This is a genomic window from Shewanella sp. SACH (assembly GCF_001887095.2).
Lineage (GTDB): Bacteria > Pseudomonadota > Gammaproteobacteria > Enterobacterales > Shewanellaceae > Shewanella > Shewanella baltica.
Genome location: NZ_MPDG02000001.1, coordinates 1,446,603 through 1,467,514 on the forward strand (window position 1 = coordinate 1,446,603; position 20,912 = coordinate 1,467,514).

16 protein-coding genes and 1 riboswitch are annotated in these 20,912 nt (G+C 46.7%); of the genes, 7 read left to right on the forward strand and 9 right to left on the reverse strand.

Features of this window, described 5'->3' with window-relative positions:
- Positions 1-134: 134 nt before the first annotated feature.
- Positions 135-233: riboswitch (TPP riboswitch) on the reverse strand.
- Positions 234-399: 166 nt separating this feature from the next.
- Positions 400-1,686 carry a hypothetical protein gene (locus BM607_RS06270; protein ID WP_071939441.1) on the reverse strand — a complete coding sequence of 429 codons (1,287 nt, stop codon included), beginning with the start codon at positions 1,684-1,686 and terminating at the stop codon, positions 400-402.
- Between the two features lie 494 nt (positions 1,687-2,180).
- On the opposite strand from BM607_RS06270, the gene BM607_RS06275 reads away from it, so the two are divergent.
- Positions 2,181-2,864 (forward strand): hemolysin III family protein, encoded by a 684-nt coding sequence (locus BM607_RS06275; RefSeq protein WP_011846893.1) that lies wholly within the window; start codon positions 2,181-2,183, stop codon positions 2,862-2,864.
- 132 nt (positions 2,865-2,996) lie between these two features.
- Here BM607_RS06275 and BM607_RS06280 read toward each other — a convergent pair whose 3' ends face one another.
- The 3 genes from BM607_RS06280 to BM607_RS06290 form a co-directional block, all read right to left on the reverse strand.
- Positions 2,997-3,605 (reverse strand): tRNA-uridine aminocarboxypropyltransferase, encoded by a 609-nt coding sequence (locus tag BM607_RS06280; RefSeq protein WP_071939440.1) that lies wholly within the window; start codon positions 3,603-3,605, stop codon positions 2,997-2,999.
- Between the two features lie 148 nt (positions 3,606-3,753).
- Positions 3,754-4,284: an NUDIX domain-containing protein gene (locus BM607_RS06285; RefSeq protein ID WP_041408466.1), complete on the reverse strand. Its 531-nt coding sequence runs from the start codon at positions 4,282-4,284 to the stop codon at positions 3,754-3,756.
- Positions 4,285-4,556: 272 nt separating this feature from the next.
- Positions 4,557-5,372 (reverse strand): tRNA (adenine(22)-N(1))-methyltransferase TrmK, encoded by an 816-nt coding sequence (locus BM607_RS06290; RefSeq protein ID WP_071939439.1) that lies wholly within the window; start codon positions 5,370-5,372, stop codon positions 4,557-4,559.
- Between the two features lie 255 nt (positions 5,373-5,627).
- On the opposite strand from BM607_RS06290, the gene BM607_RS06295 reads away from it, so the two are divergent.
- The 3 genes from BM607_RS06295 (at position 5,628) to BM607_RS06305 (ending at position 9,526) form a co-directional block, all read left to right on the forward strand.
- The gene (locus tag BM607_RS06295) at positions 5,628-7,736 is read left to right on the forward strand and encodes a glycoside hydrolase family 97 protein (protein ID WP_071939438.1); all 2,109 of its coding nucleotides are present in this window, start codon (positions 5,628-5,630) and stop codon (positions 7,734-7,736) included.
- Positions 7,737-8,112: 376 nt separating this feature from the next.
- Positions 8,113-9,039 (forward strand): helix-turn-helix domain-containing protein, encoded by a 927-nt coding sequence (locus tag BM607_RS06300; protein ID WP_071939437.1) that lies wholly within the window; start codon positions 8,113-8,115, stop codon positions 9,037-9,039.
- Between the two features lie 37 nt (positions 9,040-9,076).
- Positions 9,077-9,526: a carboxymuconolactone decarboxylase family protein gene (locus tag BM607_RS06305; RefSeq protein ID WP_006086802.1), complete on the forward strand. Its 450-nt coding sequence runs from the start codon at positions 9,077-9,079 to the stop codon at positions 9,524-9,526.
- An 84-nt stretch (positions 9,527-9,610) separates the two neighbouring features.
- On the opposite strand, the gene BM607_RS06310 is transcribed toward BM607_RS06305, so the two are convergent.
- The 4 genes from BM607_RS06310 to BM607_RS06325 form a co-directional block, all read right to left on the reverse strand.
- Complete coding sequence (locus BM607_RS06310) at positions 9,611-10,618, reverse strand: class I SAM-dependent methyltransferase (protein ID WP_071939436.1); 1,008 nt, start codon at positions 10,616-10,618, stop codon at positions 9,611-9,613.
- A 324-nt stretch (positions 10,619-10,942) separates the two neighbouring features.
- Entirely contained in the window at positions 10,943-11,812 is an 870-nt protein-coding gene (locus BM607_RS06315) for an alpha/beta hydrolase (protein WP_071939435.1), read from the reverse strand.
- Between the two features lie 65 nt (positions 11,813-11,877).
- Positions 11,878-12,069, reverse strand: coding sequence for a hypothetical protein (locus tag BM607_RS06320; RefSeq protein ID WP_249269560.1), 192 nt, complete (start codon positions 12,067-12,069; stop codon positions 11,878-11,880).
- An 85-nt stretch (positions 12,070-12,154) separates the two neighbouring features.
- Positions 12,155-12,448 (reverse strand): YciI family protein, encoded by a 294-nt coding sequence (locus BM607_RS06325; protein ID WP_071939433.1) that lies wholly within the window; start codon positions 12,446-12,448, stop codon positions 12,155-12,157.
- A gap of 1,193 nt (positions 12,449-13,641) precedes the next feature.
- Between BM607_RS06325 and BM607_RS06335 the strand changes: the two genes are divergently transcribed.
- Together BM607_RS06335 and BM607_RS06340 are read left to right on the forward strand one after the other, a co-directional pair.
- Positions 13,642-15,297 (forward strand): MFS transporter, encoded by a 1,656-nt coding sequence (locus tag BM607_RS06335; RefSeq protein ID WP_071939431.1) that lies wholly within the window; start codon positions 13,642-13,644, stop codon positions 15,295-15,297.
- 276 nt (positions 15,298-15,573) lie between these two features.
- Complete coding sequence (locus tag BM607_RS06340; protein ID WP_071939430.1) at positions 15,574-18,138, forward strand: glycoside hydrolase family 15 protein; 2,565 nt, start codon at positions 15,574-15,576, stop codon at positions 18,136-18,138.
- A gap of 395 nt (positions 18,139-18,533) precedes the next feature.
- Here BM607_RS06340 and BM607_RS06345 read toward each other — a convergent pair whose 3' ends face one another.
- On the reverse strand, positions 18,534-19,385 hold the full coding sequence (locus BM607_RS06345; protein WP_071939429.1) for a helix-turn-helix transcriptional regulator: 852 nt from the start codon (positions 19,383-19,385) through the stop codon (positions 18,534-18,536).
- Between the two features lie 80 nt (positions 19,386-19,465).
- Between BM607_RS06345 and BM607_RS06350 the strand changes: the two genes are divergently transcribed.
- Complete coding sequence (locus BM607_RS06350) at positions 19,466-20,857, forward strand: SLC13 family permease (RefSeq protein ID WP_071939428.1); 1,392 nt, start codon at positions 19,466-19,468, stop codon at positions 20,855-20,857.
- Positions 20,858-20,912 lie beyond the last annotated feature (55 nt).

Consider the following 20,912-nt stretch of genomic DNA (forward strand, 5'->3'; position numbering starts at 1 on the left):
GCAATCAATTTTTGTGGCCAACACTGGCTTCAAAATTGAGTTACCCTGCTCAATAACAATTAAATCTAAACATTAAGGCTTAAAACACTGCTGAGTTAACAGGTGTTCAAGCCGTCTATTTTGGCGATTTAATGTGTGTTATTACGCTTGTTTCCTTCGCAGGTTTTAACCTGATCAGGTTCAACGGATCCCGAATAAACGGTCTCAGCCAAGAGGCACTCCGACAAGATGAGTGCGCAGTATAGACAGAAGCGGCAGCAACAAACAAGGAAAAAAGCAATTAAAAATCTTAACCACCAATCCAAAATAAAGATTCATAATTAATTGTTTTTAAATGATTAAATAAAATTAAACTAAAAAAGCTATAATTAGCATGAAAATAAATCATAAAAAAAGTCACTATTTATGGGGTTTGAGCATCATTTTGTTTAATCGAGATTGAATGGCATCATCAATAGCTTGATTGATTTTTTTGCCACTGCAGTTAATGGGAAAACCTAAATTTTCGGCGTAAGGATTAACTTGAGTGCCGACTTGTACCACGCGATAACAAGTATCCCCTTTACGCACAATACGATTTGGGTCTAAGGGTAAATCTAGACTCGTTGTGCCACCGAAATCATCGGCGTTAGGGACAAATAGCACCTCCATCTCTGGGCTCATTTCACTCATATTCGATTTCCGGGTGAACTTATCGGCCTGTTCAATGACGAGATCATCGAGCGCTTGCTCGCGCTGACGTTCAAAATATTGCTGGGTGAATAAACTCATGCTTGAGCTTGTCGCTATTGTGCTCTCACCTTCTGCTGCGGGCGAACTCTTAGCGCCAAGCTGCGGCTTTATTTCTGTGGTATCAAGCGTATTAGTTGGTTTTTTTGCCGTCACTTCCGCGGGCTGTACTTCACTTGGGGCACTTGATTGAGATTGGTTCGATTGAGTGATGTCCGGTTTAACCGTATCTGGCTTCACTTTTCCCTGCTCTACTTTTTCAGGCATGATCTTTTCAAGTATTGGCAGAGGCTTAACTTGAGTTGCAGGCGTGGGAACAGTTGTAGGCGTAACAGAACTTGTCATCTCAGTCTTATCCACGGCCTTGCTCTCTGTTTCTAGCGCAGCGCTTTCAACCTTCTCTACTGCGGGAGCATAAATAAAATAAGCTTTGAGCGCCGTTACTTTAGGGCCCCGGCTTTCTGTTTCCGTTAATCCAAAGGGATTTAACTGTGGGCGCCACAAAATGCAGATAAGTAAAAATAAACACGCATGCACTAAGAGCACAAAAAATAGCAGACTTAATCCTTTGAAATACGGCTGACGAGCACGCAAAACTGATCCCATCCCCAATCCCTGAGTACTAACCCGTATCGCCCCAAATGATTCAGCCGTTAATTTTGAACCTGATTGGTCTTGATCTTGGGTGTGGATGTCTTGCTGGGCTTGCCTTTGTCCTATGGCTTGGATGCCATGTTTAGTGACTAAATGGCTTGCACCGCTATTGAACGCATCAGCGGTAAAAACAGGCGTTTGAGCATCATCCAGATCACTGAGGTGATGCTCAAACGCAATAAAAGTCTCACCTTCTGAGGATGTTAACGAAATAGGAACATTATCGGGATCATCTTCAATCGCAGCCGCGTTAGAGCATGTTGCAAATAAAGGCATTGCTTTAGGTTGACGTTGAAAAGGCAAAATCCATCCTTAGGTTTTGTGCAGTATTAATTGATTTAGATGACGCTTAACGTGGAGCGATTGCACTTTGTTAATAAAGATTGAAAGTGAATTATCCTATGATTGCATTTACTTGCGAGCGTTCAACGCAGATTAGAGGAGGCAAACAGGGTAAAGTTCAACGCGAATGCAACACGTTACAAGCGCAGTGCTTATGCCAATGCTTATGCCAATGCTTAGTAAGACACTTGTCAGTTGAGACAAATAAGGCTGGGAATTGAGATCACAATCGCGCTAAATTGAAGGGAAAATGCTTGCTAACTCTTACGTCTTGAAGCGGATAACATCATCAATGCGATATGCTGACCGGAATGCAAGACGGCGTAAAAAAGATAAAAGGTGAAAACAATAGAAGCCAGCCACACATTTAAGCTTACAAGTGTACGCTTAAATGTGGTGATTTATTTTCCTAACTGATAGACTTAGTCATTATCGTTTGCGAGTGTGTATCTACCATGTCGAGTCAAAGTGTTATCGAACAACAAAACCCAGCTAACATCCCTGCTAAGTCTGGGCCTTATAGTATTAAAGAAGAGATCGCTAATAGCGTATCCCATGGCTTAGGCATCATCGCAGGCATAGTGGCATTGGTACTGATGTTACTCAAAGGGCAAGATCATCTAATGCCAATTCAACTAACAGGCGTTGCCATTTATGGTGCGAGCATCATAGTGCTTTTTCTATGCTCGACCTTATACCACAGCGTTAGCCATTCAGGCTGGAAACATAAACTTAAGATCGCCGATCACTGCGCAATTTACTGCTTGATTGCAGGAACTTACACACCTTTGATGCTGATAAGCCTACAGGGGACGCAATCGATAGTGATTTTAACAGCGATTTGGTCGCTTGCGATTGGTGGGATCCTATTTAAGACGCTATTTATTCACAAATTCAAAAAGTTAAGCTTAGTCTTGTATCTCGCCATGGGTTGGCTATGTGTCACTGTGATGGGCGATTTAACGGCGGCCATGTCGGAGTTAGGTTTTAATCTATTGATCTTAGGTGGCTTGTTTTACACCTTAGGGGTGGTGTTCTACGTCGGGAAACGTATTCCATTTAACCATGCCATTTGGCATTTGTTTGTGCTTGGCGGTGCCATGAGTCACTTTCTGTGTATTTATCTGACTGTTATTTAAATGGCTATGATTTACCTGATGGTGATTTAACTGGCTATAATTTAACTGACGGTGATTTATCTGTGATTCAAACCTGAAAGTCGTTAATTATCTATTCAAGCACTTCCTCAAACGTTCTCTCGAACATCGCAATCAAGTACGGCTATTCAATTCAGTAAATAGCGACGCTAATAGCGTCGCTTGTTCTGCTCTGCCACACTGGCGCCAAAGCGCAATAATGCATTCTGCGGTGCACAAACCCCCTTCTTGCTGATTACGCCGCAATATAAAGGCGGATTCAGGCATAAGTGGCGGCAAACTGACTCGTGCAGCCGTTTTCAGATAGGGGCTCTGGCGCAGCATTTTACGTGCCTCCTGCCAGGTCGCATCTAAAATCACCACTTGGCTCGGCATTCGCTGTTCTGCTATGAGTGTGGATTGCGCAGGCGCTAACAACATTTGTGCGTTCGAGAGCACTGGCTCAGCTAAAACCGTATCTAAGGCATTATGATCAATGGGCCCAGTGTGCTCAGTATCACTTGCAGGAAACAACAGTTTAGCCTGCTGCGATGCCAACATAGCCACTAAATCGTTATCAGGTGCCGTTCTCGACCAGACGATGCTTTTCACCTCTTCAGGGAATGCGGCTAACGCGAGTTGGCCAGTATTCGTTTTGCGGGTTAACTCGCGTTCGTGGGTCAATAAAATAATCTGCATTGCCTTCCTTGCTGCGGCAAAAGAATGAGAAATAACATTGAACATCTAGCGATGTTAGGAACAGGCTCGAAGCAGTATCAGCTTAAAAGAGCACGTTGAAATAACGACGTTTAATCGCTAACCAAACCCTGCTCACTCAGTTATATGTGAAATAAAATCATATATTAAACACATGATTTTAAAGTGATAAAACTTACAAACATTCCAACACTATCTGTTTTAGCAGAAAAGTTTCACGCTCTATTGATTGGCCTTTATGGGGATGATTGCGCTGAATATCTTCATTATGGGCGATAGCTTGATGAATATTGAGCCATTCAGGCCGCATGCCATTTTTTATCTCATGGGCTTCTAATCGAGTCTCACCTAAACCACGCTCGCCCAGTGCGGTGTCGATACGGCACACATAACAAAATGACTCCATGTGCACTACGTTCGCCCCTTCACGGTACCAAGGTCGAAACTCTTCGTAACGGCCAAAGGGCGCTAACACTTGAATGTCTAGGGCGCCGGTTTCTTCCTGTAGCTCACGGATCAGCCCGTCTTCGAGGCTCTCGCCGTCGTCAATTCCGCCGCCGGGTAAGCTGTAGTCGCGGTATTTTTGAGTATACAGCAGCAAAATGTCTTCACCCGATAACACAATCGCGCGGGCAGCTCTGCGATAAAAAACGCGTGCCGTCTGTAGGTTAACCGCTGGATCTTGGGTGGTTCTCAATAAACGCATAGTCGTAGCCATTTGCCGAAAAGGAGTCGCAGCATAAACGAAAATGTGCCAAATGCAGATCAAAAACTGTAGCAGAGGCAATAATCACACTCAGTCCAGTCCGAGTGATTGATAGATTTTAGCGATTACAAGCTTAATTATTAACGGCTTAAGCTAAAATCGTTTTACCCATGATATTAACAACGAGATCGCGATGTATCCTTTATTTCGCCTGATTCTCATCGTAGTTGCTCATCTTTGGTGCCCATCGTAATGTCCAAGCGGAAAAATGCTCAAGAGCATTCAAACTCACTATGCTCACTTAAGAGCTGGGCCAATTGCTGCTGATAGGCATCAATAATCTCTGGTGTTTGCTTATGCGTGGGCATGCGTTGGTAATGACCAATCACCTGCGACAGATAACGCTGCGCTCGCGGCAAACTTGTTTCATCTAACGTCTGCCACATTAACGAACCCGTAGCACTGATAAGCAGACCATTTGGAGCCGCGATTGTACTGACATGGAGGATTTCGTAGAAACGTTGATTCTCTTCCAATAAGTGTTCTGACTTAAGCCCTAGCCCTAAGGCAGTGAGTGATTGCCTGACATAATAATTATGATGCACGGGACACAAAATAAATTCGAGGTGCCGCTGTGGGTATTGGGCTAGAATTGCCTTCACTAAGTCCACCAGCAGTTCACCACCCACACCAGCGATGATGATCAACTGTTTATCCTTGTCACTGGTTTGCACGAGCGGTAAAGCCGCAACATCAAGGCAATGCACTTGCCACTGAGTATGACAACTTAAATTTGGGTCTATGCCTAGGTTTAAGTGTGGGTCTATGTCTGGGTTTAAGTCTGGATCTGAGTGTGGCGCTAAGTTGGGATTTAGGCCTGATATGTCAGCGGGGAAGAAACGCTGCAAACGCAGTTCAAGCGCCTGCATCAGCGAAGGGACACAATCGACAAAGTGTACATGGCGGGCAGCGCTCCTTTCTAGCAACAGCATACCGAGTAAACCATGATCGCAGCAGCAATCCCAAATATGATCGTAATGACCACTGATCATGCTGTTTATCTGTTGTAAACGTTGGCTAATTTTCACGGTTTGACCTTACTGCTGCGGCTTTTAACACTGTAAATCCCACGCTAAATTGCATTTTTAAGCAAAAAGAAAGCGCGCATATTACCCGAGTCAAAAGCAAACCACATCTTTTGTTCGTGCCCTCGCAATACTTCTCGTCACTTCTGTTACGTCACGCCTTAATGTGGTGAATACGTATGCAGGCCGTTGCGGTTAAAAAGCCATCGCCACTAGTATGCTGTGAGTCACATTCATTATAAAAACAAGGATCAAGGAATGTTCATCAAGACCAACCCTATTCAGTTAATTGACGGCTCGCATTCAGCGCGCCAAAGCCTATCGCAATTGCTATTGAGCCCTACGGTTATCGCCCTTGCGGTTACGAGTCTCTTTAGTGCCAACGTATTTGCCAAAACCGTTACCGTCAGCTCACCCAACCAACAAATTCAAATCAGCTTGAGTGACGATACTGGCCGCCCCGAATATAAAATCGATTTTCACGGCAAGACAGTCATAGAACCGAGCCGCTTAGGCTTAGTTTTTCAATCCCTTGGTGAACTCGGTCAAGGATTGCAGATTAAAAGTAGCGATAAAAAGAGTGCCGATGACAAGTGGCAACAACCTTGGGGCGAGCAGGAATGGATCCGCGATCAGCACAATCAACTGACCGCGGTATTAAGCAACGGCAAGGTGCAGCTCGAAGTCGAGTTTAAAGCCTTTGACGATGGTATTGGCTTTCGCTATCACTTAGCCCAACAAGCCTCCCTTCCCGCTAATTCGCCGATCTTAATCACAGACGAGTTAACCGAGTTCAATGTCGGTCAAGCCGATAAAGCCACAGCATGGTGGATCCCTGCCCGCGGCTGGAATCGCTACGAATATTTGTATCGCACCACAGCGCTTAAAGAAGTCGATAGAGTCCACACGCCCTTCACCTTTAAACTCGCAGATGGAACGCACTTAAGTATTCACGAGGCCGCCTTGGTGGACTTTGCCGCCATGACCTTAGATCAACAGCGGGATGGCAAGCTTAAGGCCGATCTCACGCCTTGGTCCGATGGCATTCGCGTCAAAACTCAAGTAGGCTTTTATACGCCATGGCGCACCATTCAAATTGCCGACAACGCGACTGGGTTGCTCAACTCACACCTTATCCTGAACCTCAATGAACCCAATAAACTCGGCGATGTTACTTGGGTAAAACCGGGAAAATACGTCGGTATTTGGTGGGGAATGCACTTAAATGAAAATACTTGGGGTTCGGGCCCAACCCACGGCGCCACCACCAGCGAAACCGAACGCTACATGGATTTCGCCGCTAAATATCAGTTTGATGGTGTATTGGTAGAAGGTTGGAATGAAGGTTGGGACGGCGATTGGTTCCATAATGGCGATCAATTTAGCTTTACTAAGGCCTATGCCGATTTTGATCTGCCCGCCATCACAGCCTACGGGGCGAAAAAAGGGGTGCGTTTAATCGGCCACCACGAGACAGCAGGTTCAGTCACCCATTATCGCGATCAAATGGCTGATGCCTTTGCCCTGTATGAGAAGCACGGTGTGACCCAAGTCAAGACGGGCTATGTCGCCGATGGTGGCCGAATCAAGCGTATCGATGACAAAGGCATTACCCGTCACGAGTGGCACGACGGCCAGTTCATGGTGGGCGAGTATCTGCACAGCGTCACAGAAGCTGCGAAACACCATATCAGCATCAATAGTCACGAGCCAATCAAAGACACGGGTCTGCGCCGAACCTATCCAAACTGGATCGCCCGTGAAGGTGCCCGCGGCCAAGAGTACAATGCCTGGGGTAGCCCACCAAATAGCCCTGAACATACGGCCATGTTACCGTTCACCCGTATGCTCGCTGGCCCAATGGACTTTACCCCGGGGATTTTTGACTTAGCACCTAAGGGGTTGGATGCACAAAACCGTGTGCAAACCACCTTGACTAAACAGCTCGCCTTGTACGTTGTGCTCTATAGCCCAATCCAAATGGCAGCGGATCTGCCGCGCAATTATGAAAAGCACTTAGATGCCTTCCAATTTATCCGCGATGTGCCCACAGATTGGTATCAGAGTGTCGCGCTTGCCGGTGAAGTCGGCGACTATGTGGTCTTTGCCCGCCAAGCGAAGGATCAAGGTGATTGGTATTTAGGTGCACTCACCGATGAAACTGCGCGCAAGGTCACGGTCAAACTGGATTTCCTCTCCCCGAATAAACGTTATCAAGCGCAGATTTACCGCGATGGCGCAAACGCCGATTGGAAAACCAATCCCTATGATTATGTGATTGAGACTAAAGAAGTAAGCGCTAAAGATAGCCTCAACCTCGTACTTGCCAGCAGTGGCGGTACGGCAATACGCTTTAAAGCACTTTAGATTTCATCGTGTTCAGTTCAGCGCGCTAACTTAATTGCTTAAGCGAGTGTGAAAATACAGAGTAAAAAACAGAAAGTCACCAAGGATGTACCTTGTCCTTGGTGACTTTTTATTGCCAGATAGCACCTGTTTACCCCAATACAAAACATAAAAGTTAATCCTCCTCGAAGCGTCTTAGCTGATGTTAGCGTAGATTCAGTTGGTGCCTAATAGGCCGAAAAATCGGTATGAACCGAATACACAGGCTTTAAATCCCCTCGCAAACTAGCCAACACCACAGACTGTTCAATCCAGCCCAAGGCGAATGCGTACAATCAACACAGGTGCAAAAATGCTTCAGCTCAGTTAGATTAATCTGACCTTCCTTTACTTGCTTATGGTGCTCAGCGTGCGATATAAGGCAAATTTATTAGAAATGCGCAGCTTTAAGCGTTTTGAGACCGAACTCGCACACTTAGGCTTTACGCATTTTCACCCCTTAGCGCCACTTCGCCCTTGGGTGCAGCGCTACTTTCATTTGCGCGTAGCGACCGATTTACCGCAGGGCATTGAGCAGACATTTTATCCGGACGGCGGCACTAGCCTACATTTCTATTTCCCAACACAAACACAAACACAAACACTAACTCAAACGCTCAGCGGCGAAGAACCTCAAGTGTTGTTTCATTGTGGTCAGAGCCGACATTGCCACGCCTTTTTGCCAGGAATCGAGCTGCTGACAGTTCGCTTTCACCCCGGCGGCGCGTTTCATTTACTCGGAATTGAACTGCAAGATATTCAGTCTGCCACATCAGTGATGGCTATTGATGCGACGCAATTGCAGCTAACAGGATTGGATCAACTGTTATCGCAACTGGCGCAAACGAATCAACCAGCCCGACGCATCGCATTACTTGAGCATTGGCTATTGCAACTCAACCAGCGGCAATTTGATGCGGCCTTATCTCGACATAAAAGCGCTATGATTGGCTTAGTGCAGGCGAGTTTACCAAAGCTTATTCAAACCCAAGCCAGTTTAGAGGATTTCTATAGCCAATTGCCCTTAAGTCGTCGTCAGTTTGAACGAAGATTTAAACAAGTAACCGGATTGTCGCCAGCGCAGTTACTACAGTTAAACAGAGTCAAAGTCGCCCGCAATCTACTCAGCCAATCACCTAACCTCAGCCTAGTGCAAGTTGCATTCGATTGCGGATTTTACGATCAAGCCCATCTACATCAACACTTTGTGCGGGTGACACAGCAAACGCCAGGACAATACAAAAAGCGTAAAATGTCGCAAATCTCCAATCCTACGTCGCGCTAACCGCTTAGATTGAAGCCTCAGCTTATAGGAGGCTTTTATGTCAGAACGTATACCACGCCAGCAAATTTATCAGCTACAACCCGCACTCGCCAACGCACTGTTAAGCTTAGACAAAGCAGCCGGCGACTCCCACTTTGCGCCATTACTGGTGCATTTAGTCAAGCTCAGAGCATCGCAACTCAATGGCTGCGCGTTTTGTCAGCGAAGGCACGCCGAGGAAGCCAGAAGTGACGGTGAAGAACAGCTGCGTTTAGATTTACTTGCCGCTTGGCATGAGGTCGATGGAATCTTTAATGAACGGGAACGTGCAGCGCTGCTCTGGACAGAAATCTTAACCCAAGTTGCTACTGCACCCGTGCATGACAGTCAGTATGCGGCGCTTGCAGAGCATTATTCCGAGAAAGAAATTGTCGACCTCACCAGCTTAATCATTGCCATTAATGGCTGGAACCGCATCGCGATCGCCTTCCACTTGCAACCCATATAGCAGCAAATAAATAGACAATAAAAAGGGCACCTAATGCAGTGCCCTGTTTGTTGGTATCACTATGCCGTTCGTATCGCTATGCCGTTAACTTAAGGTCAGCGCCACTATTTTAAGTGGATGATTGTCATCGAACGAAGGGAAATCTTCATGGGGATCAAGCCAAGTGTGCGCTGTGACTGTGCGGCCTTGTTTTTCAACGCAGCGTACTAAACTGTCAAACCATGCTTGGCGCTCAACTTTCGCCACATTGTTGCAGCAAACGATAGTGCCGCCGACTTTAGTTGCCATTAATGCAGGCTTAAATAAACCTTGATAATCATTGATCAAATCGACAATACCGAAAGCACTCTTGGCATAACGCGGTGGATCGAGGAACACGAGATCAAACTGGGTTTGCGGCAATTTGGGGTAGCTCGGTAATTTTTGATTGCGTCGTCCTCCCACACTTAAACCAGCCAATTGGCGCAATACCGGAAACGCATCACTCTGCACAAACTCACATACATTCGACACCTGATTTAACGCCGCATTCGCTTTACCCGTGGCTAAAGCAAAGGAAGAAAAATCGACGTTCATCACCCGAGTCGCGCCGCCGATGGCTGCCGCTGTACCAATGCCGCAGGTGTAAGAAAACAAATTCAGCACGGTTTTATCTTGGCTGTTTGCCCGTACATATTCACGACCAATGCGCATATCGAGGAATAACAGCGGATCTTGTCCTTCATGGCGCAGTTTAGTGCTGAACTTGATGCCATTTTCCTGCATGACTCGCTCAGAACTCGCGATCTCTGTCAGTGCGGGTGATAACGCATTCAATACGCGGGAATTGCCTAATGAGCGGTCGTTATACACAATCGGCAAATCGGTCTGTTGCAGTAAAATAGCGCTAACATCGGCTAACTCTTCGTCGGTTAAGGTCTGATGAAAACTCTGCACGAGCCAAGCATCGCCGTAACGGTCGATATTCAAGCCACTCACGCCTTCGACTGTGCCATGGAACACCCGAAAACAATCGGTTTGATCCTGTTCTGCTTGTTGTAAAAAATCATGGCGTTTCGCCAGAGCCGTCGATAACAGCGTTTGAATAGACATAAAAAGCGGGACTCGCGCAGCGGAAACCTGCGTAAGGTTTCAAGAAGGAAAACGGCATAATAGCAAACTAGGTCGCAGAATATCGGATAAATTCACCAAAAGAGCGCTAAATTGCAGGCTTTGGCCCGTTCCAACGAGGGCGCGACGAACTTAGCATAGATCTCTCGATATCACTGTTGAATATAGCGTTAGATACCGCTCATGCTGATCATTTGGATAATCATTAGCTGGAACTGTAGTGCTTGCGTTTAGCTAGCGTCAGTGCGCTCATAAATTAAGCCGTTTTCTGAGTGCCCTTTCATTCTTAGTCCATCTCAAATTCACTCACTTCACCCTTTTGCGATTCAGTTCACTGAGCCCTTGATGAATAAGGCTTAAGCAGGCAGATGGATCTTCTAATAGCAGCAGATGCCCATATCGCTTATCTTCTAAAAATACTGTATCCGGCGTGAGCTGTTGCCAGTGCAGCCAGGTCGCTTCAGAAAAGAACACTGACGGTTTCCCCCGGATAGCGACGCAGGGAAGCTTTATCTGCTTCAATATCGATAATACATTCGGCGGTTGAGTGTAATTATGCGCTTCCCATCGTTTAGGAAACTTCAGGGTGAATTGGCCATCATTGTTTTGATGAATCCCGAATTGGGCTAAGGCGATAAAAGCCTCATCATCAAAGCGTTTGTATAGCTTACTCATTTTGCAATATTCGATATATTGCTCCCGGGTTTCCCACACATCGCGCTTCTTTAAGGTGTTTTTTGCGGGCGCGGTCAGATTCATTAACGATTTAGACATTAACTTAACAAACCAAGCGATCGGGCGCGATACCATTGCAGGTTCAATTAGTATCAGTGCTTTAAACAAATCAGGTCTTTTATTGGCGGCAAGAATGGTGCTGGATGCTCCCATTGAATGGCCAATTCCGATAATCGGCGCACTGCAATGCCGCTCAATATGCAAGATCAAATCATCGGCATAAAGCTGCCAATCTCGGCGCTTAGGCGGCATACCTGCATCAGGCCAAGTCGGTCTTAACTCAAGTGCATTAAGACTGAACGCTCGCTTCAACTTGACCAATAAGGGCGCATAAACGCCTAATGGAAAACCATTGGCGTGGTAGAAATGGGCGGGGTCGCCAATATCTGAAAAGGTTTTAAAAACCTGAGCCTGTTGTAATTCAGTCCAAATTTGATCCATCAAATCCCACTTATCGAGTCACAGTGAGTTAATCGCCTTAATCTAGCTCGCCAGACTCGTTACGCTCAAGGTTCGAAATCAAACCTGCCGATTTTAGTCGCTACGGCAATCTTAAATGGCAGCCTATTATCAAGAACTGCAAAGATAAATCTGGCTTCATGTTCAGCGGCAAAATGATGTATTTCACCCGCATTAACCACGACACATTCGCCAGGTGTCACTTTACCTTTAAAGGTATCAACTTCAATGTTAAACATGCCTTTGAGCGGCAACACCTGCTGATGAAAACGGTGAGCATGGCTTTTTTGTCGGCGATGCAGCGGAGCGATAAGGTGATCAGCATTAAATCACTTCAATCAATGGCTCTAATCCAGGCGCCGTTTTAGTTGGCACAAACTCTATCACCTCAAACTCAGCGACATCGGCAATGCAGAAAGGATCTTGCTGCAAAATAGCCTCTAGCGCCGCGCGACTCTCAGCCTTAGCAAGGATGACACCGCCGGTACGTGGCACCTTGCGACCCGAGGCGACAAAAGTCCCTGCGGCATAATACTGATCAAGATATTCGATATGCGCGGCTAAATGTAACTCCACTTCGGCAATCGGCTTTTTATAAGTTAGTGAGACAACAAACATAGGGATCCTTTAAGCAATTGAAAAAAATGAACACAATTGATACATAATCGAACGTGGGATACTCAATCTGGCGATCATCTCGATCTAATGAGTTCAGAGCTCAGTCCGCCAACTTTAGACAAGCTATATAGTGCAGAGTGCGTGACTTTCGAGTCAAGCCATCGGCATCCGTTCTTGACATTTATTGCTTCCTGAATTTAATTAAACACTTAAATCAAGCACTTTGACTGAGCGTTTGAAATAAGCGCATTAAACCCGTTCTTTTAATGAGTACTTCACAGGCTTAGCTCAAGCGCTTTAGTCAATTGAGCCAATCGCACTGTATATGATTATTCGCCGCCAGCTTGGCACTCCTTTTCACTAAAAGCCTGTGACTCAGTACGCAACGCATAAGCTCGTCAGCCGTCCAATTTAGTCGTTAGCGATAACTCTGTCGTAAGTGATGTTGCCATTAGCGATAGTTGAGCCATCTGTGATTGTACCGCGGTGTTTATCACTCGGTTAACATCTGCAATAACAACACCTCTGCTTTTAGTGAATAATGCCATGACTTATCATCACGTCCGATGACCTAATATTCGAACAAGATTAGCGAGTTATTTGAGCACACCTTCAAGCTTGTTGTTCCTGATAAATAGCCTGAGTGCGTTACACCTATGTTTATTTCCGGTTACTAAGCCATGATGAATACGTATGTAAGCAGTTGTGCACAAATCCACGCCGAGGCTACTATAAATCCGCTAGTTTCACCCTCTGCTTGTGGGGTTTGAAATCTGTGAGGTCGTTTCTGATAGGGTGATATACAAGGATTGCTATCAGGCTTAAGTTCTTTCTGCTGACTGGCTTTGAGCCACTCTTTTGGACTGACCGCTTTTCATTAAGGCTGAGGTCCAATTTAGAAATGAATTTATTGGCGAATATACTTCTGAGGGAGAGGTATATTCGCCATTTTTTCACAGAGCAGACTCATTCATAGCATGCGCGAAACCATAGCGAACAAGCTTTGAATCTAACTATCGGTTGTTTCGGGGACTTGCTGGCTTTTACAGGAAGCCTTTAACACAAGCCTCTTAGCAGTGATGAATAGCGATCCACATAAAAGCAAAGTACAGTGCCAATCCATTGCTCGGCAAAACAATTAAAACAATAAGCACTCAAGGCAGAAATACTGCCGGCAACAGAAAGGAAGTTCAATGTCTTCGAATCATCAAAAGGCTAATCAAAAAGATAGCCATCAAGCTGTCGTGCCTCAGGCGCCGCATTCATTCAAGCAACAACCTGAGCTGAATTTCTGGCAAATTTTTAATATGTGCTTCGGTTTTTTAGGCATTCAATTTGGTTTTGCCCTGCAAAATGCTAACGTCAGCCGCATTTTTCAAACCTTAGGCGCATCAATCGATGAAATCCCCATTCTGTGGATTGCCGCGCCGCTGACGGGTTTATTGGTTCAACCTATTATTGGTTATTTGAGTGATAAAACCTGGGGACGCCTTGGCCGTCGCCGCCCTTATTTTTTGATTGGCGCGATTTTTACCACTCTTGCTATTTTTATCATGCCGCACTCGCCTACCCTGTGGATTGCCGCGGGCATGTTGTGGATCATGGATGCCTCGATCAACATCGCCATGGAGCCGTTTCGCGCTTTCGTCGGTGACAATTTACCGAAAAGCCAACGTACCCAAGGCTATGCCATGCAAAGCTTTTTCATCGGTATTGGCGCTGTGGTCGCTTCGGCCTTACCCTATATTTTGACTCACTTTTTTGCTGTCGCGAATACTGCACCAGCGGGTGAAATTTCCGACTCAGTGCGTTATGCCTTCTATTTCGGTGGCGCAGTATTATTGCTAGCGGTCACTTGGACTGTCGTATCGACAAAAGAATATTCCCCCGAAGAGTTAGCCGCCTTTAACGCAAAACAAGTCGATGCAGAGGATGAAACCTTAGCTCGCACTCGTACCCGTAAGGACTACCAATTTGCGTCCTTCGTGTGGATGGGTCTCGGTGCCCTGCTCACCTTCGCTATTTGGGCGCAGGATTTAGATAAGCAACTGTATATCTTAAGCTTAGGGATTTTCGCCTTTGGCCCATTGCAACTGTATTGCGCGCTGCGTTTGGGCAATTCACAACCCGCTGAACGCAATAAGCTCGGCATGGTATTTAGCGTGGTCGATGACTTATTCCATATGCCCAAAGCCATGCATCAACTGGCGATAGTGCAGTTTTTCTCTTGGTTTGCGTTGTTTGCCATGTGGATTTACACCACAGCAGCCGTGACGTCTTACCATTTTGGCAGTAGCGATGTGTTGTCCCAAGCCTACAACGACGGCGCAGATTGGGTCGGCGTGCTGTTCGCCTCCTACAATGGTTTTGCCGCCATTGCCGCGATCTTTATTCCTATGCTGGCTAAGCGTATCGGTATCAAACTGACGCACACAGTCAATATGTTCTGTGGCGGTATCGGCTTGATTAGCTTCTTCTTTATTAAAGACCCAAGCCTGTTATGGCTGCCTATGATAGGTGTCGGTATCGCGTGGGCGTCAATATTATCTGTGCCCTACGCTATGTTGTCGGGTATGTTACCCCCGCAAAAAATGGGCGTTTATATGGGGATTTTTAACTTTTTCATTGTGATCCCGCAGCTTCTTGCCGCCAGTGTGCTGGGTTTAGTGCTCAATGGTCTGTTCGATGGTCAACCTATTTATGCGCTGATCACAGGTGGCATCTTGATGATGTGCGCAGGTATTGCGGTACTTTTTGTTGAGCAAGAGATTGTGGATCAAAATGACCAAAGCGCCGCCGTAAATAGCAAAACCAACTTAACCACAAAAGCCGCAAACAAAGTTAACTGATAACAGTTCACTGAGAGCAGTGACGCCCAATGAGGTGGCACTCAATTAAGCTGCGCCCATTTAAGTGCTGAACAGTTAAGTGAGACTTTTTTAGATGCCAAGCCATTAGATAACAGTCAGTTAGATGCTAGGTCGTTAGATAAGAGGCAGTTAGTCGGCATACATCCAGATACGTTACGCAAGGTGAACTTGGCCTGTTGGCGATTCACCGCAGCATGAAGCCTTTATATCAATTCAATCACTATAAAAATATAACCATTATTTGGGGAGAACGAGATGGAATCGAGTCCTACACCGCAGCAGGATCTGCACACTAGCCAAACCCGTCACGCGCAAACGTTAACAAGGCGTAGCCGCCTAGCGCTTGCCGTCGCCGCAAGTCTATTAGGGACAATAGGATTCACAGCCTGTTCACCCACATCGAATTCAGCAACACCGAGCATGAGTGGCAATGCCGCATCAAATGTGCAGCTGGTTGCGCCCGGCGCACCGGGTAAAGCGCCTACTTGGGCATTTTCGGGTAAAACCGGTATTGGGACGTCTTACGAGTCTTACACCCAAGGTCAATACCAAGATGCCAAGCAAAATCCCATTAGCCGCGTTTGGTTCTCCCTCGCCCAAGGTATTTTAACCGAAACCATGTATGGTCTGATCCATAATGCGCAGCTCAAAGAACTGCAATTTGTGGTCACAGGTAATGGCTTTGTCGATACCGAAAAAGATAACACCATCAGCAGCATAGAATATTTAGATACCGATGCTAACGGTCGCCCGCAATCCCTTGCCTATAAAGTTATCAATAAAGATGTTGAAGGTAAGTATCAGATTGAAAAGCATATCTTTACCGATCCCGACCGCGACACCCTAATGATGCGCGTCACCTTTACCGCCTTTGAAGACGGCATTACGCCGCATTTGTATGTCAATCCGCATATCGATAACGCGGGCGCCAATGATATCGGCCGCATCGACACTCATACTGACAATCATGCTAATAATCAGGCGCTGGTGGCCTATACCGCCGCCAAAGACAGCAGCGTAATGACGGTCAAATCCGATCTGAATTTTGTGCAGGCAACGACAGGCTTTGTCGGCGTTTCAGATGGTCTAGCCGATTTGGCCGATAACGGCACACTCGATACGCCCTATCAAACGACCAGTGCGCAAGATAAATCGACCGTTGGCAATATCGCCTTTACTGCGAGTTACCCTACGCTCATCAAAGCCAAACCCGTCACTTTTAATCTCGCCATCGGTTTTGGTAAAGATGAAGCCCAGAGTTTAGCCAATGCCAATGCCACTTTGGCCGCAGGTTATGATGCTGTGCTGAGCGCCTATAAAGGCGATGCCACCCATGTCGGCTGGCACGATTACTTAGGCTCGCTGCCCGCCATCGCAAACATGGCCAACAACACCACAGATAGCGGTAAGCTGCTGTATACCAGTGCTATGGTCTTGAAAGCGCAGGAAGATAAAACCTATGCGGGCGCACTGATCGCCTCGCTATCCAATCCTTGGGGTGATACGGTTTCAGCAGCCGTTCCGAGTACTGGCTATAAAGCGGTATGGCCGCGTGACTTTTACCAATGTGCCATGGCATTCCTCGCCATGGGTGACACCCAAACGCCCAAAGTGGCCTTCGAATACCTGAAAAAAGTGCAAGTAACCGAAAAGACGCCCGGCTTTACGGGTACGCCGGGTTGGTTCCTGCAAAAGACCCATGTGGATGGCCAAATTGAGTGGGTTGGTGTACAGCTCGATCAAACCGCCATGCCAATCATGCTCGGCTGGAAACTCTGGCAAGCGGGTGTACTCACCCCTGATGAGATCAGTCACTGGTATCAAGAGATGCTCAAAGGTGCAGCAGACTTTTTGATCAGTGGCGGTGAGGTCAATCTGGATTGGAATCACACCCAAATCACCCCGCCCAAAACCCAGCAAGAGCGTTGGGAAGAACAAGCGGGTTACTCCCCCTCGACAACGGCCGCAGTGATCGCAGGTCTTGTTGCCGCGAGTGAAATTGCCAAAGAAGCCAAGGATATCGACTCCAGCAGCCGTTATCTTGCCGCCGTAAAAGGTTTAAGTGATAGCTTAGAAAAGCACTTAGTCACCACCCAAGGATTATTGAAGAACAGCACCGGAGTCAGCGCGCCTTACTACTTACGTTTAAGCCCTAATGGCAAGCCAAACACCGCCGATACACTGGCGGCGAATAACGGTAAAAAAGGTTTAGATCAACGTCAAATCCTCGATGGCGGATTTTTAGAACTAGTACGTTATGGCGTGCGCGGTGCAACTGATAAGCTCATCAATCAAAGCCTTCAATTGATTGATAACACTGAACTTGACTCTAATTTGCGCCTTAAATATGAGTTTACCGCTAAAGATGGCAGCAAAATCCCAGGCTTTAGACGTTATGGCAACGATGGCTACGGTGAGGATACGGTTTCTGGCAAGAACTATGCGGAATCGGGCAGCAACAGCGCCGATCAACGTGGCCGCGTCTGGCCCTTCTTCACCGGTGAGCGCGGTCATTTTGAATTAGCACTCGCCCAAGAAAAAGGCGAGCTAACAGGCAATAACGCGCAGCAAACCAAGCAGCAGTTGATCAACACCTATGTGCAGGGCATGGAAACGTTTGCGAATGCGGGCATGATGTTACCCGAGCAAGCGTGGGACGGTGTCGGCGATGCCACCCGCTACCATTACAAACTCGGACAAGGCACCAACTCAGCCACGCCGCTTGCCTGGACCCATGCCGAATACATCAAACTGGTGCGTTCTATGACCGACGGCCAAGTCTGGGATCACTACCCTATCGTCCCAGCGGCATTGAAATAACGAGTTGAAGTGGCTTTTTGAAATAGCGTATTGAAATAGTGTTTTGAAATAGCGCATTGGAAAGTGTGCTGAAATAACACGCTAAAACAGCGCATGAGCTTAACGATGCTTTAGCTTTAATAAATTAAGGGCTAGAACAACTCACAAATGTTGTTCTAGCCTTTTTTATATCTGGCTGTGACCTATCCGACTACATGTTATTCCAATGCTGTTCCATTCATGCTTTATCAAAAAGTTGCATCAAGCACATCACCAAAATAACGTCATCATATTTTTATATCAGCAACTGATCATTAGCCATTCCACATAGCTCGCTTTAACATCACTTTATAAACATAGGAACTCGGCATTCGTAATGCCTTGAATGCAGAAGCCACAATCGAGCATACATTGTTTTAGTTGTTACCCGTCACGGGGCTAGTAAAAATATTCACCTTTCTTTTCATAGGCTTATACTGCGGATAATCTTGCGGCGTGCAACCAAATTGCATTTTAAAAGCCGCACTGAAACTGCTGACGCTCAGATAACCTAGACTATGCGCCACCCTAGTCGTGCTCTCTCCTTGGCTTAAGCTTTCAAGCGAGTTTAATAGACGAAACCTTTGCCGCCATTGTCGATAAGTGAGCCCAGTTTCAGCTTTGAATAGTCGCTCAATCGTTCTCACACTCGCGCCGCCCATTTCGGCTAACTCGGTCAGGGTGTAATTCACTGTTGGGTGCCGGATCAACTTTTGGATCAAGCGGCTGAGTCTTGGATCTGAGCCTGCGGGTAAATGAGCATCTAGGCTGTCCAGAGTTTCGAGCTCATCAATGGCAACCAAACCCAGCCGATGCAGTTGTCCACTGCCTAAAAGGTGTGAACTCTCACAGAGTTTGAGCACCAGTTCGCGCATCAGCGCTGTCATCGTCACCATCACCACTTTTGTATCCTGTGGCCTAACATCATAGCTAGGATCAATATAGATATTACGAGTGTGGGCGTGGGTTTCGCTGTTCACTTGATGGGGCAAATTGCAGGGGATCCACACCGCATGGGTTGAAGGTACCACCCAGACGGCATTGTCGCTGCGGACACGTAACAAGCCTTTCGCGGCCCAAAGTAGCTGCCCCCGCGGATGAGAATGAGGCTCGATGCCCGCTTCCGCCGCCATATTGCGAGTATGGGTTAGCACAGGTCGATTGGCATCTGTGATAAACGCCACGTCACTGGGCGTTAACAATGTCGCTTTAGGAACAGCTTTTGACATATTGCCCTCTTAAAACGCCAAACTAAGTCAGCTATCTTAGTTGGCATCTTTTACGTATTCAACCCAATAGGTCGGTAAACATGAAACGTTTTATTGGCGTTAAACCGCTAGCGTTTTTCAGTGCACTGTTGATCGCTACTTTACTTGCACTTTTTCCGCTGAGTCAGCATCCCGCGGTGTTTTCCTATAGCGCTGGCGTAGTATTAGTGACCTTAATGTTTTGGAGCACAGGTTTTTTCCCGCCCTTTATGGCGGGATTAATATTTTTTGCCCTTGCCACCATTTTCACACTCATTGAGCCGAGTGTACTTTTTTCAGGATTCGGCTCGACTGCGGTGTGGTTAATCATTTCAGGGTTTGTGATTGGCAGTGCCATCACTCAGTCTGGCTTAAGTCGCAGAATGGCCAGTTTGATTGCCCCCATACTGACCTCAAGTTATCCACGCTTGATTGCGGGTTTGGTCTTTAGTGCCGTGCTGCTTGGCTTTGTGATGCCCTCATCCGTTGGCCGTGCGGTGGTCATGGTGCCAATTGGTATGGCGTTAGCTGAGCAAGTCGGTTTTGCTCGTGGTAGTCATGGGCGGATAGGCATTGCGACCGCCTTGGCACTGGCGTGTAACATGCCCAGTTTTGCCGTGTTGCCCGCGAATATTCCCAATATGATATTGGCGGGTTCCAGCGAGAATCTATTCAATATCCATTTTGGTTATACCGAGTATCTCTTACTGCATTTTCCAATCCTTGGTTTGCTCAAATCGATATTGATTGTGGCGCTAGTCGTCTTCCTATTTCCTGCAAAAATTGATGAAAACCAGCCTGAACGCATTATTGAAACAGAAGCTTATAACCTTGGTATGCAAAAGAAAGTCACAGTATTACTTGCGATAACGTTGCTATTTTGGGTGACAGACTCACTGCATGGGATCAATCCGGCATGGGTTGGACTGACCACCGCTATCTTGTTATTGCTCCCAAAATGGGGAGTGCTTGAGCCTAAGAGTTTTAATAGTTCGGTGGATTTTGCGACCGTCATTTTTGTCGCGGCGGCCTTAGGTCTAGGGGCATTGGTCAATCAATCTGGACTTGGCACTGCGCTAGGTCAACTGTTCAGTGAATGGCTACCATTGCAGCAAGGGGCATCGTTCCTGAATTTCATGTCGTTATCGCTGATGGGGACGCTGACGGGATTAGTGGCAACGGTTCCAGGTGTGCCGACAGTGTTGTCCCCCATGGCGGCAGATTTTGCCAATGCAACTGGCTTCTCCACCCCAGCAGTATTAATGACGCAGGTGATCGGTTTCTCAACCGTGATTTTTCCTTATCAGGTTGCCCCGTTGATTTTGGCGATGCAATTATCCCAAGAGCCCTTAAGCAAACTACTTAACATCACCTTACCGCTGGCGGCAATCACTCTAATTGCACTTATCCCACTGGATTATCTGTGGTGGCTATGGCTCGGTTGGATTAACTAAATTGCGTGAACTAAAGCGGGCTAACTAAAGCGCGTTAACTAAATTAAATTGACTA